Annotated in this window: 12 protein-coding genes, 2 rRNA genes and 1 other RNA gene; 2 read left to right on the top strand and 13 right to left on the bottom strand. The window is 29.3% G+C overall.

Features of this window, described 5'->3' with window-relative positions:
* Window positions 1-13: 13 nt before the first annotated feature.
* Genes QOZ84_RS05225 through QOZ84_RS05215 form a run of 3 tightly spaced genes read right to left on the bottom strand, consistent with a single transcriptional unit; the run spans window position 14 to window position 2,794 of the window.
* A complete protein-coding gene (locus QOZ84_RS05225) occupies window positions 14-1,357 on the bottom strand; it encodes a hypothetical protein (protein WP_284131908.1) in 1,344 nt (447 codons plus the stop codon).
* 11 nt (window positions 1,358-1,368) lie between these two features.
* Complete coding sequence (locus QOZ84_RS05220) at window positions 1,369-2,325, bottom strand: glycosyltransferase family 2 protein (protein ID WP_284131907.1); 957 nt, start codon at window positions 2,323-2,325, stop codon at window positions 1,369-1,371.
* A gap of 31 nt (window positions 2,326-2,356) precedes the next feature.
* Window positions 2,357-2,794, bottom strand: a complete 438-nt coding sequence (locus tag QOZ84_RS05215; protein WP_284131906.1) for a COG2426 family protein — start codon at window positions 2,792-2,794, stop codon at window positions 2,357-2,359.
* A gap of 183 nt (window positions 2,795-2,977) precedes the next feature.
* On the opposite strand from QOZ84_RS05215, the gene QOZ84_RS05210 reads away from it, so the two are divergent.
* Together QOZ84_RS05210 and QOZ84_RS05205 are read left to right on the top strand one after the other, a co-directional pair.
* Entirely contained in the window at window positions 2,978-3,928 is a 951-nt protein-coding gene (locus tag QOZ84_RS05210) for a glycosyltransferase family 2 protein (protein ID WP_284131905.1), read from the top strand.
* Between the two features lie 3 nt (window positions 3,929-3,931).
* Window positions 3,932-4,342, top strand: a complete 411-nt coding sequence (locus tag QOZ84_RS05205; protein WP_284131904.1) for a GtrA family protein — start codon at window positions 3,932-3,934, stop codon at window positions 4,340-4,342.
* A gap of 230 nt (window positions 4,343-4,572) precedes the next feature.
* Here QOZ84_RS05205 and QOZ84_RS05200 read toward each other — a convergent pair whose 3' ends face one another.
* The 10 genes from QOZ84_RS05200 to QOZ84_RS05155 form a co-directional block, all read right to left on the bottom strand.
* Window positions 4,573-6,159, bottom strand: coding sequence for a glucosyltransferase domain-containing protein (locus QOZ84_RS05200; RefSeq protein WP_284131903.1), 1,587 nt, complete (start codon window positions 6,157-6,159; stop codon window positions 4,573-4,575).
* A gap of 189 nt (window positions 6,160-6,348) precedes the next feature.
* Entirely contained in the window at window positions 6,349-7,539 is a 1,191-nt protein-coding gene (locus QOZ84_RS05195) for an N-acetylmuramoyl-L-alanine amidase family protein (RefSeq protein ID WP_284131902.1), read from the bottom strand.
* A gap of 183 nt (window positions 7,540-7,722) precedes the next feature.
* Window positions 7,723-8,016: a hypothetical protein gene (locus QOZ84_RS05190; protein ID WP_284131901.1), complete on the bottom strand. Its 294-nt coding sequence runs from the start codon at window positions 8,014-8,016 to the stop codon at window positions 7,723-7,725.
* 55 nt (window positions 8,017-8,071) lie between these two features.
* The gene (galE, locus tag QOZ84_RS05185; protein ID WP_284131900.1) at window positions 8,072-9,091 is read right to left on the bottom strand and encodes a UDP-glucose 4-epimerase GalE; all 1,020 of its coding nucleotides are present in this window, start codon (window positions 9,089-9,091) and stop codon (window positions 8,072-8,074) included.
* Window positions 9,092-9,130: 39 nt separating this feature from the next.
* Window positions 9,131-10,048, bottom strand: coding sequence for a UTP--glucose-1-phosphate uridylyltransferase GalU (gene galU, locus QOZ84_RS05180; RefSeq protein WP_284131899.1), 918 nt, complete (start codon window positions 10,046-10,048; stop codon window positions 9,131-9,133).
* Between the two features lie 112 nt (window positions 10,049-10,160).
* An RNA gene (rnpB, locus tag QOZ84_RS05175) (RNase P RNA component class A) lies at window positions 10,161-10,499 on the bottom strand.
* Between the two features lie 95 nt (window positions 10,500-10,594).
* Complete coding sequence (locus tag QOZ84_RS05170) at window positions 10,595-11,800, bottom strand: zinc dependent phospholipase C family protein (protein ID WP_284131898.1); 1,206 nt, start codon at window positions 11,798-11,800, stop codon at window positions 10,595-10,597.
* 238 nt (window positions 11,801-12,038) lie between these two features.
* Window positions 12,039-12,434 (bottom strand): hypothetical protein, encoded by a 396-nt coding sequence (locus QOZ84_RS05165; RefSeq protein ID WP_284131897.1) that lies wholly within the window; start codon window positions 12,432-12,434, stop codon window positions 12,039-12,041.
* 103 nt (window positions 12,435-12,537) lie between these two features.
* Window positions 12,538-12,654: ribosomal RNA gene (gene rrf / locus QOZ84_RS05160) — 5S ribosomal RNA — on the bottom strand.
* A gap of 134 nt (window positions 12,655-12,788) precedes the next feature.
* Window positions 12,789-12,948, bottom strand: a 23S ribosomal RNA gene (locus QOZ84_RS05155); the annotation flags it as partial.

Below are 12,948 nucleotides of genomic sequence, written 5' to 3'. Positions count from 1 at the left end.
ATCTTTTTTGTCTTTATCTTAGATATAATGCTGATGTTATCTTTTTAGTATCTATACTATAGCTTATAAACGCAAATACTGCATACAGAGTTATACTTAAATTTCTATAAGTAAACCAACAATGTACTTGTGAATGGTTTTTAAGTATTATATACCATACAAATGGCATTAGTGCTATTAACAGTATTGGTGTTATTGTTATTATTTCATTTGTATGTTTTCTACAAAGTATCATAGCTATTATTCCTATTATCAATAAAGCTATTACTATTTTAAGAGTAAAGTCTGTAAACATTACGCTAGTAGTAGCTTTTATTACACTATTTACTGTAAATGCTGTATCTCCACCTGGGTCAGATGTTCTTACTAACATTTGATTTAGTGCATCTGTTATTACATTTTGTTTCAATACTATACTGGCTATTACCCATTTACTAGCCCAAGTCATACCATAGCCTAATCCCCACATTATACTATTTTTTATTACTTCTATAATGTTATCTGCTATGTATTTACTACTAATATTATTTATTGCAATTCGTGAGTTTTGTTTTATTTCATTATTTTGTATTAACAATATGTAAGTTACTAATGGTATTCCTAAACTTATCAGAGGTGCTGTTAGCAAATCTAAGAAGCTAGTCATACTTCCTATTATGAAAAATAAACATATGGCTAATTTATTTTCTTCTATTTTTCGATGATATAGTAATACTACTATCATGCTTATAAACGTTACATAAAACATACTTGAAAATTGTAGTGACATTGTAACTATTGGAAACATTACCATCATCATTGATATGAAAAAGCTTATCATAACTTTTGTTCCAAGCTTCTTTTTTATTAAGCTATTTACAACTATAAATAACATAAATAATGCACACATATTCATAAATCTTATTTCTGTATAACTAAAAAATATTAATAAAGGTCTTAGTATTCCTAGATATCCATGCCAGTATCTACTGTATGATGATGTTGTTTTAATATTTTTCTTGTCTAATGATAGTTCTAAGTTTCTTATTTTATCAATATTATCTTCACCTTGTTTTTGTGCTACTCTATGAGGAACTTGTAGTGATGATTTTAATGGATGTTTATTATCTGCACTTATTGATATGTTTAGCATCCATGCATCAGTAAAATTATCTAATTGTGATGACGCTGTATTAAAAAATGATCTTGGATAAATTCCTTCTGTCTTTAGTTGTTGTATTGATTCACTTACGTGCCAATTTATTCTTTTATTTGGTATTTTATATGAACATGCCATTATTAATACAAATACAACCATCATAGATATATATATTGTTGCTAAACGAGTGCTTTGTTTTTTTATATTATTAAATTTCATTTTTACGTCCCCTAAATTTTATTTTCACATTCACTTTTGCCATTTGGTTTGTTCATTTCTAGCATATTAAGTGAGATTTCATAAAATTGGTCTGAATGTTTCTTTACTGTATCTAATATAAGTCCACATGCTAATGATACTAATGATGACGTTAAAAGTCCTATAGCTACTATTAATGTTGGGAATTTTGCTACTAAGCTAGTTCTTAAATATCCTGATAATACAGGTATCATCATTGCTAATCCTATTATACAAAGTATCCCTGATATTAGTCCAAAGAATGATAATGGTTTATAGTCTTTATATAAATTTAGTATTGTTTTTAATACTCTAAATCCATCTGAGAAAGTATTTAGCTTTGATTCACTACCATCTGGTCTATCTCTATAAGCTATTGGTACTTCTCTTATTAAGAATTTTTTATCTAATGCATGTATACTCATTTCTGTTTCTATTTCAAATCCTTTTGATAATACAGGGAAAGATTTTACAAATGTTCTATTAAAAGCTCTACAACCTGTCATTATATCTTTTACTTCACTTTTGAATATTTTATTTATAAGTGTCCTTACTAATTTATTACCTGTATTGTGAAAAGGTCTTTTGTTTTCTGTAAAATATGTACTTGATAGTCTATCCCCTATTGCCATGTCAGCTTTGTTTTCTAATACTAGTTGAGCTACTCTGTATGCATCTTCTGCTGGATAAGTGTCATCACCATCTACCATTATATAGCAATCGGCTTCTATATCTCTAAACATACTTCTCACTACATTACCTTTTCCTTGACGGTATTCTGGTACTACTATTGCTCCAAGTTCTTTTGCTATTTGTGCTGTATTATCTTTTGAATTGTTATCGTATACATATATGTCTGCCTCTGGTATTACATTTTTGAAGTCTTTTATTACAGCTTCTATTGTTAGTTCTTCGTTATAGCACGGTACTAATACTGCTATTTTTTTCATTAGTTGCCCCCTTATTTCTATTTAATTCTTTTTATATAAGATGTAGAGATAATGCAGATACTATTATCCCTGCCATCATATTACCTAATAACACCCCTAAAAACGCATCTTTTATTCTCATTTTTAATATAGATGCTACTGCTGCTGCTGTCCAGGTTCCTGTTGTTGGGAGTGGCACTCCTACAAAAAGTATTATTCCTAGTATTGATATATTTTTTAATTTTTTCATTCCCGAAGCTATTTTTCTATCTACTTTTCTTACCAATCCTTCACACATTTTAATATCTCTTAAAAAATGTATTATGTGTCTAAATGTTAGTATTAATGGTATTGATACTAATGTTGAACCTACTACACTTGCTATATATACTCCTATTGGGTTTAGCCCAAGAGCTATTCCTATAGGTATCGCCCCTCTTAATTCCGTTATTGGAATCATTGATAAAATCATTATTTTTAAATATGCCAAATTTACCTCCTATTTATATTCTCTTTTCTTAGCTGTTTTTTTTAACCTCTTAAGTATATCACAATATTTTCCTATTTTCGATATAAGACGACTTTTTATAGGCCCTTTCAGTTTTAATTTAATACTAGATATGGTATACTAAATTGAATTATTTCAATACATATATATACTAAGGAGGTAAACATGGGCAAATTATCAGTGATAATACCTTCATATAATGAGGATAAAATGATTTGTAACATTTCAAGTGTAGTATCTTCGCTTTTGAGTGATGAAAATATTCCTTATGAAATCATTTTTATAAATGATGGTTCTAAGGATAACACTTGGGAAGAGATTGGCAAAGCTTGTGATAAAAACCCTAATATAAAGGGTTTTAATTTTTCAAGAAACTTTGGCAAAGAGGCTGCTATTTTTGCAGGTCTTACTTACGCAGTGGGCGACTGTTGCGCAGTTATAGATTGTGATCTTCAACACCCGCCTGAGGTTTTGGTAAAGATGTATCAAAAATGGAAAGAGGGATATGAAGTCGTAGAAGGTGTAAAAGCTTCTAGAGGTAAGGAATCATTCTTACATAAATTTGCTGCAAAGTCTTTCTATTCAATTATTAGTTCAGCAACAAAGATTGATATGTCTAAAGCTTCTGATTTTAAATTATTAGATAGAAAAGCCGTTGATATACTTAGATCTATGCCTGAGAAGCATATATTCTTTAGAGCTTTATCATCATGGGTTGGATTTAAGACTACATCAATTGAATTTGATGTTCAAGAAAGAGAAGCTGGAGATTCAAAGTGGTCTACAATATCTCTTATAAAGTATGCTATTACAAATATAACTTCATTTTCAACTGCACCTATGCAAATAGTAACTTTTACAGGAATTATATTCGGACTTTTTTCAATTATATTAGGTATACATTCAATTTATATTAATTTTATAGGAAAATCTTCAGAAGGATTTACAACAGTAATATTATTACTACTTATAATAGGAAGTATTATAATGTTAAGTTTAGGTATTATAGGATATTATATTTCAAAAATATATGAAGAAACTCAAAATCGTCCAAGGTTCATTGTTTCTGAGTGCGAAAATTATGATGAGTTAGCTTATAAAAAGGGAACGGCATAAAATATGAATAGTCTATTAAATGTTTATACTAAATATAAGGAAGTTATATTATATTTAGTCTTTGGAGTGCTTACAACTATAGTTAGTTTTGTAAGTTATTATTTTTGTAGTGACATTTTACAAATCCACTACCTTATAAGTAATATTATATCTTGGGTATTGGCTGTTGCTTTTGCATATGTGACTAACCGCATATGGGTATTTGAGAGTAAAAGTAATAGTTTAAGTGCGATGTTAAAAGAGATGTTTACTTTTGTAAATTGCAGATTACTTTCAGGTGTTATAGATATGGGCGTTATGTTTTTACTTGTTGATGCCCTACACTTAAATGATTTATATGCAAAACTTTTCACTCAGGTTATTGTAGTTGTATTAAATTATATATTTAGCAAATTAATAATATTTAAAACATAGCACTAGCTAAGTACAATATGAATATTATTATTGGACAACTGTGCCACCTAATGAAAGTTACGTAAAAACAAATTAGATATATCTTTTTTCATAAAATATATATCTTAATAATATTAAATTAATAAAAAGAAGGTGTCTCAAAATGATTTCTAAAAATCATTTTAAGACACCCCATTAAATTTACTAGTAATGTACATATTCCAATACATATCTACATTATAATTTATCTATTATTCAAATCTAATAAATATATTATTATCTAATATTTTTATTGAACCATCATTTGGATATTTATCCATTTGTTCTATATCATTCTGATATTTTTTGTACTCTTCACTATCATTTTCAATTTTAGCAAATGAATATCCCAAATAATTTTCTATAGTTGAATGTCTAGAATATGTATTTAATGGAGAACCATTGCCCCCATATTTAAAGGGTGTATTTTCCCATTTGAAATTACTAAATGTTTTATCATTAATATCACTTCCTACAAAGTAAATATTCATATCTTGTTTATAACCTTCTGTAGATTTAATTCTAGTGTATAAAGTCTGATAATAATTTTCCAACTGTCTATTATTATAGTATAACAATCGATAATTTCCATTAGTTTGCCATGCATAGTTTAATATAGACGTTAGCACTATAACTATTGTAGAAACTAATAATACTTTATTTAGCTTAAATTTATCAAGTATTACAAGTTTATTAGTTGATAAATTAATTTTGTCTAAATTATCTATAAGTATAATTACTAGATAGAATATACATACAAATCCCATTTGCATTATAGTATATATATATCCATTAGGTACCATTACTACTACAAAGTTAATAGATATAAATAATAATACTATAAACATTAATAATAATATAAATTTAAGTATTGATTCTTTATTTAACATATTCTTTATTGTTAGCAATATTAGTGTAATAAAAGTTATGATATATAAGCCTAAAAATGAATGTTGTATTATTTTTGTTGCACTTATTGACATGTAATCATCAAAAGTTAATTGCAACATTGAATTAAATATTTCTTTGATTTTTGCTGGTAATGAATAAACATCTATTTTACCCATTTGATCTATACCTTTATACGAACCTAATTGTATATTATCTATGTATAAGTAATATTTTAAAAACAACTTATACAGTATGTATCCTAGCGCTAAAGAAAATAAGAACTTAAATCCTGTTACTATTATTTCTTTCCATGTAGTTTTTGAATCAATACACATCTTTATTAATATTAGTATAAATATAGATGCACATAAAGGATAATATGCTTGGTATGTCCCTAGAGAAAAAGAGAATAAAAGTGACCCAAATATAAATCCTAAAATCTTACATTCTTTTACTAAAAAAGTTCCTAAAACAACAAAAAATATTGCTAATGCATAGTATCCAACTGTATATGAGAAAAACATCGCACTTGCTATAGGTGGAAATACTACTGTAATTCCTCCTATTAAAATACATAACCATTTATTTTTTATTTTGAAAATTTCAACTATTATACAAGATGTAACTGCTAATATAAGTATCGTTAGTATTCCATTGAATATAGGAATATTATAATTCCCCCACAGTTCTCCTATCCAATCTCCAAATTCGCCTAAAAACCATCTTCCACTACTTGTTCCTGTTCCATATCCAACTGGTGTAACCGATATATTATCATAGTTATTTAAATTATTTGTAAAGAAATATAAATATGATAATAATCCGAAAAATAATGATGAAAGAAAACAATAAATCACATTTCTACTTCTAATAAAACCCTTAATTTCATACATAAATTTTTTTGTCATTTGTCTCCCTTCACGAATCTATATTACTTTATTAATTTCCGCTACATATTTTAACATATTAAGTAAAACAAGTAAAGTATTAGTCGTTATATTCCGATAAATCTCGTCAATATAGCATTTATATAAAAAATAACTATCATAAATTTATCAGCTAAGTTATAGCTTCTAAAATTAGATAGTTATTTATTATTAAGCTCCTTCTCCCACGCTTGTTACTATTCCATTTTCATCTATTTCTATTCCATCTTCTACTACAGTATCTCTTGCCATCTTACCATCTTCATAGAAGTAATACTTATTACCATCTATGTCTTGTAATCCTACTTGTGCTACTCCATCATTATTGAAGTGATATGCTTCTCCATTTATCTCTTGCCATCCACTTCTTATTCTTCCGTCTTCACCAAAGTAATAAATACTACCATCTAAATTCTCCCATCTTTGTTGCATTGATCCATCACTGTTAAAGTAGTATTTACCTCCGTCTATGTCTTGCCATCCTGTTTTTACTATTTCATCACTTCCAAAGTAATACTTATTACCATCTATTTCTTGCCAGTATCTAAGTGCTACTCCATTACTATTATTTAAGTAATATCTGTTACCGTCTATATCTTGCCATCCTGCCTTCATAGCTCCATCACTTCCAAAGTAACTTCTTCTACCCTCTACTACACTTTGCCATCCGGTTTGCATTACTCCATTTTTATCAAAGTAATATTTATTTCCATCTATTGTTTGTAAGTTTGTTACCTTTTGACCTTTTGAATCATAGTAGTATTTCTTGCCATCCTTAGTTTCCCATCCTTTTTTAGCTGGAGGATTTGGTTTATCTGGTGGCTTAGGTTTTGAATTATCATCTAATGTTATTTTGTATCCTGCTGCTATTTGTTTAAAACTTTGATCTGTATATTTTAATATTACATCACTTTTATTTGGTATTTGATCAAATAGCCATCTTACATCATTGTTATGCATTCTTATGCACCCACCTGATACGTGTTGGCCTATAGAGTTTTCATTATTGTTTCCATGTATCCCATAAGTGTCTCCATATGATCCTTTTAAGTTTAGTCCTAGCCATCTATCCCCTAATGGATTTCTAGGATCTCCTCCTGGTATTCCTCCAGAGTAGTAAGGTCTATTTTTTATTTTATTTACTATTGTAGTTTTTCCTGTTGGTGTTGGTGTATTCGATTTACCTGTTGCTACTCTAAATTCTTTTACTAACTTATTGTTAACATAATACCCCATTGTATTTTTCTTAGTGTTTATAATTAATAGGTGTTTAGTCGCAGCTTGTGATAACACACCCGTACTTCCTATTAGTAGACACATTGTTAGCATTGTTGCTAAATATTTATTTATTTTTTTCTTCATTTATTTCCCCCCCTATGATAGTTACTATTTAGACTAATAGCTACCTGTTTCCTTTAGTTTTATTCACCCTATATCCCTGCAAATACCCCATTTTCTACCCATTTTCAACTTTTTAGAAAATATTATTTGTTGTAAAAAAAATAAGCACCTCGCAATGAGGTGCTTTTTAGAAAAAAATAAATACTATATTCTATTTTTTAATAACTCTAATTGTTCTATATTTCTTACAACTTGATCAGTTGTTCCGTCTAACTTTCTATTTACTTGCATAATCTTGCCTTCTATACAATGTAATCTTATGTCAACTACATCAAATCTTTCGTTCATCTCTTTTTTTATACTGTTTACTTCTTGCTTAAGGCCAGTTACTTCTTCATTTATATTACTAACCTGTTCTTGTATTCCATCAACTTTATTATTAACTTCATCTATACTTAATTGCATTTTCATTAACATATCTATTATTTGTTTTTCCATAAGCTCAACTCCTTCAATACATTATATCACAAATATATGCTCTACTATTATTACACTATTTGCCATTTTTGTATCCGTCTGGGTTGTTGCTTTGCCATCTCCATGAGTCTTGGCACATTTCTTCTATTGTATATTTAGCTTTCCATCCAAGTTCTTTTTCGGCTTTTGATGGGTCTGCATAACAAGTCGCTATGTCGCCTTCTCTCCTTGGCGCTATTTTATATGGTATTTCTATATTATTAGCTTCTGAGAATGCTTTTACTAATTCTATTACACTATATCCTTTACCAGTTCCTAAGTTATATGTAACTAATCCAGGTTTTTCTGATAATTTTTCTAATGCCTTTACATGTCCATGAGCTAAATCAAGTACGTGTATATAGTCTCTTACGCCACTACCATCTGGTGTATCGTAGTCATCTCCAAATACGTTTAAGTGTGGTAATTTACCTACAGCTATTTTAGTTATATATGGCATTATATTATTTGGTACTCCGTTTGGCTCTTCACCTATTTTACCGCTTTTGTGAGCTCCAATTGGATTGAAGTATCTAAGTATTGCTACATCTAATGATTTGTCTGCATAGCATATATCCCTTAGCATATCTTCTATTATCAGTTTTGTTCTTCCATAAGGATTTGTAACTGATAATGGGAAGTCTTCTAGTATAGGGCATACATGTGGATCTCCATATACTGTTGCTGATGAACTAAATACGAATTTCTTGATATCATATTTTTTCATAAGTTCAAATAATACTAAAGTACTTATTAAGTTATTTGAATAATATTCTACAGGCATATTAACAGATTCTCCTACTGCTTTAAGTGCTGCAAAATGTATTATTGAATCTATCTTATTTTCTTTAAATACTATTTCTAAGTCTTTCTTATTTGTTATATCTATTTCATAAAATTTAGGAGCTTTCCCTGATAACTCTTTTATTCTATCTACTACTATTTTGTCACTGTTACATAGGTTGTCTACTATAATTACTTCATGATTTGATTCTAAAAGTTCTATACAAGTATGACTCCCAATATATCCCGCTCCTCCAGTTACTAAAACTGCCATAAATTTCACACCTTCCTATAATATATATTTTATCTTATATTATTGCTTATCTATCGCTACTTCTTGTACGTAGTCTCTGTCATTTTTTTCTTCTTTTTCTATTACTTTTTTCATATAAGCTAATAAATCATCTTTTAAGTTATCTCTTTTTAAAGCAAAGTCTATAGTTGCTTCTAAGAATCCTAATTTATCTCCAACATCATATCTTCTACCTTCAAAGTTATATGCATATATTGCTTCGTTGTTTCCAAGAGTTTTAAGTGCATCTGTTAATTGGATTTCTCCACCTTTTCCAGGTGCTTGGTTTTCTAATATGTCAAATATAGCAGGTGTTATTATATATCTACCTAATATTGCTACGTTTGATGGTGCTTCTTCTATTGCAGGCTTTTCTACCATATCTTTTACTTTGTATACTCTATCTTCTATATGTTTAACGTCTAATATTCCATATTTGTTGACATCTTCTGTAGCTACTTCTTGTACCCCTAATATACTTGTTTTATACTCATCGTATGCAGTTATTAATTGCTTTAAACAAGGTTTTTCACAATCAACTATATCATCACCTAATAAAACTGCAAAAGGCTCATTCCCTATAAAACTTTTTGCACAGTGTATAGCATGTCCAAGTCCTTTTGGCTCTTTTTGTCTTATATAATGTATGTTTACCATGTTAGATATATCTCTTACCATTTCTAACATTTCTGTTTTCCCTTTTTGCTCTAGTTCTAATTCTAACTCAACAGATTTATCAAAGTGATCTTCTATTGATTTTTTGTTTCTTCCTGTTATTATTAATATTTCTTCTATTCCTGAATTTATAGCTTCTTCTATTATATATTGTAATGTTGGTTTATCTACGATTGGAAGCATTTCCTTTGGTTGTGACTTTGTTGCAGGTAAAAATCTAGTCCCTAGCCCAGCCGCTGGTATTATAGCTTTTTTTACTGTCATATTTTATTTCCTCCATAATTTTATACTATTGTCTATTTAATATACCATATTTATACTTTTTCTTCAATTTTCACAATAAAAAAACACTAGAGTATCTAGTGTTAGTATCAAAATATTGAGCAAGTCTATAAGCGGAGTTCTGTATTAGATAATCATCTTTCTAGGTCTATTGTCGCCAATAGACTCAAGCGACCTACCTACCGGAGGATGCGAGCTACATCCTTTTAGCCCTATCTTGGTCTTGCTCCAGGTGGGGTTTACACATGAAACTAGTCACCTAGCCCATAGTGAGCTCTTACCTCACTTTTTCAACCTTACCACTTGCGTGGCGGTAATTTTCTGTTGCACTTTCCTTAGGATCACTCCCACTAGGCGTTACCTAGCACCCTGCTCTATGGAGCTCCGACTTTCCTCACGTAGCAATGCTACCTGCGATTATCTGGCTTACTTAATATTCAATTGACTTCTACTATTTTAGCATAACTTTAAAATTATGTCAAAAGTTAATTTTAACTATGTATTTTAATTTTATCCAAAATATTTAATTTATCTATTTATAAAATATGTTTCATTTCCTTTAAATAACTTGTTGCTCTCTTGGTCTAGTATAATCTGTGCATTTGCTATAACTTTTATATCTTGAAGTTTCCAATCATCACTTACTCCTGCAACGTTATCTTTTTTAACCCAAAACTTAGTTATATCATTTAGGCTTACACTTGAACCATCTTTTATTTTTAATATATAGCTATCTTCTTGCCCTTTTTCAAAGTCATTTCCTGCATTATCTAATAACCATTCGTATTGTTTGCCATCGGCTGTTTCAAGTCCAAAGTATACATTATTATCTGTACCTGCATAAGTTTCATTTCCAGTTTTTATTAATACATTAAATTCATTTATTTTACTCATATCTGTATTGTTTTCTACTGTACCTGATACTTCATTTAAAAATCTATATATAAATCCTGCTGTACATACTTGAGAATTTTTCATAGATTCTTTTGCTGAATATTCCCAATCTTCCCAGCTATTGCTCATTGTAGAGTGGCTATAGTATAATTTTTTTGCTTCTTTAGCATATGTTGTAGAATTTTGAGTCATCCAATTATTAAAGTCTTTATTTTGTAGTGCATCTGCATATACTCCCTCAAGAGTGTTATAATCCATAGAGTTTAGCGCATAGCTTTCTTTCCTCTCTTCAACATAAGTTTCAAACTTAACATGCCCGGCACTATCAATAGCAGTTACGTTAGCTGCATGATATGGATTGTTTAAGTCACCTAAGTAATGTAAACCTTGTCCTAATAAAAATGTAGCTTGTTTATAATTCCCTTTTGACCATTCATTTTTAGCTGATGCTGTGAATTTTCTAACTTGTAATTCAGCAGTATCATATATAGCTGGCCCTACATACCAAGAATTATCTATTGTAAAATTATTCCCTGTATCTGGGTCCCAAAAGTGATCTTGATATAAATCATACGCATTTGGATTATAATCTGGATAAGTAGAACCCTCTTTTAAGTCTTGTAAATATGTTTTTAGAGTATTTATATTATCTCTAACTATTTGTGGCTGTGATTCATCTAAATCATTTTCTATTATTTTTACTGCTTGGTCAACAATTAAAGCATGTGTACCTGTTCCATCTTTTTTACCATCCCATGCATTAGATGTACATCCCATTGATACAAAAATCATCCCGAATAAAAATGTACTTAACGCTTTCTTAAAAAATTTACACCCCATTGTTTAACTTCCCCCTTAAAAAATTATAGTAACTTTTTTAATTACTACCTATATTAATTACATTAATATAAGGAAAAAACAAGTACTATGGACTAAAATGTCTATTTTAGGGACTGAAATATGTTTTTTGAGGCTATACTATATGTTTTTAGGCTTAACTACCTATTTTTTACAAAAATAATAAGAAAGATAGTTTACTCTTTATAAAGAGTAAACCACCTTTCTTATTTATATATTATTAATCTTTTGTTTTATAATCTAAATATAATCTAGCTATTGATTCAGCCGCTGCCCCAAGTAAAAAAGCCACCCAAGCATAATCCCATCCATCAAATATAAACCCAATCATAAAGAAAATAGAAGTAGCTATTAACCAAATAATATTTGATATAGGAGAGTTTACCTTATGGTTCTTACTACTCTTTTGCTCATAACTTATATCACGTTCATCCATACATCCTAAATATACATACATACCAACCGAAATTATTAGACATACGAAAAAGAATATTAATCCAATTAATCCGTCACCTGCAAGTGCATCATCTACAATTAGACCTAACACACCTATAAGTATTAACATTGTAGCTAAAGAATACCCTATAGCTCTCTTTTTACGTTTATTATCATCCAATATAAACACCTCGACTTTATAAAATACTTACGTTTCATTATATGCATAAGTATTTAAAATAGAGATATGAAAATAATATATTTTTGAACGCAAAAAAAAGATTACGTGGCTACGTCTTACTCTCCCAGGCAGTTGCCCACCAAGTACCATCAGCGCTAAAGAGCTTAACTTCTGTGTTCGGAATGGGAACAGGTGTATCCTCTTTGCTATAATAACCACATAATCTTTATGTTTTAATTAATTTCTTAATTAAATTTTAGAGTTAATACTCTGAAAACTGTATACATTTAGGTTTTAATCATTTAAATTTTTAGCAACTGTTTCAGTTGCGATATAAAATCGTTAGATTTTATTTTGGTCAAGTCCTCGACCTATTAGTATCGGTAAGCTAAATACATTACTGCACTTACACCTTCGACCTATCAACCAGGTAGTCTTCCTGGGGTCTTACCCTTACGGTGGGAAATCTTATCTTGAAGTCGGCTTCGCGCTTAGATGCTTTCAGCGCTTATCC

Origin of the sequence: Romboutsia sedimentorum (assembly GCF_030131845.1) — a bacterium.
Taxonomy (GTDB): Bacteria; Bacillota; Clostridia; order Peptostreptococcales; family Peptostreptococcaceae; genus Romboutsia_D; species Romboutsia_D sedimentorum.
The sequence above is the reverse complement of the archived record's forward strand: the minus strand, read 5'-3'. Positions and strand labels throughout refer to the sequence as shown.

Excerpts from the sequence above, each read along its gene's own strand:
- QOZ84_RS05225 (WP_284131908.1), bottom strand. The coding sequence starts at position 1,357 with ATGAAATTTAATAATATAAAAAAACAAAGCACTCGTTTAGCAACAATA.
- QOZ84_RS05220 (WP_284131907.1), bottom strand. The coding sequence starts at position 2,325 with ATGAAAAAAATAGCAGTATTAGTACCGTGCTATAACGAAGAACTAACA.
- QOZ84_RS05210 (WP_284131905.1), top strand. The coding sequence starts at position 2,978 with ATGGGCAAATTATCAGTGATAATACCTTCATATAATGAGGATAAAATG.
- QOZ84_RS05205 (WP_284131904.1), top strand. The coding sequence starts at position 3,932 with ATGAATAGTCTATTAAATGTTTATACTAAATATAAGGAAGTTATATTA.
- QOZ84_RS05200 (WP_284131903.1), bottom strand. The coding sequence starts at position 6,159 with ATGACAAAAAAATTTATGTATGAAATTAAGGGTTTTATTAGAAGTAGA.
- QOZ84_RS05195 (WP_284131902.1), bottom strand. The coding sequence starts at position 7,539 with ATGAAGAAAAAAATAAATAAATATTTAGCAACAATGCTAACAATGTGT.
- QOZ84_RS05190 (WP_284131901.1), bottom strand. The coding sequence starts at position 8,016 with ATGGAAAAACAAATAATAGATATGTTAATGAAAATGCAATTAAGTATA.
- galE (WP_284131900.1), bottom strand. The coding sequence starts at position 9,091 with ATGGCAGTTTTAGTAACTGGAGGAGCGGGATATATTGGGAGTCATACT.
- galU (WP_284131899.1), bottom strand. The coding sequence starts at position 10,048 with ATGACAGTAAAAAAAGCTATAATACCAGCGGCTGGGCTAGGGACTAGA.
- QOZ84_RS05170 (WP_284131898.1), bottom strand. The coding sequence starts at position 11,800 with ATGGGGTGTAAATTTTTTAAGAAAGCGTTAAGTACATTTTTATTCGGG.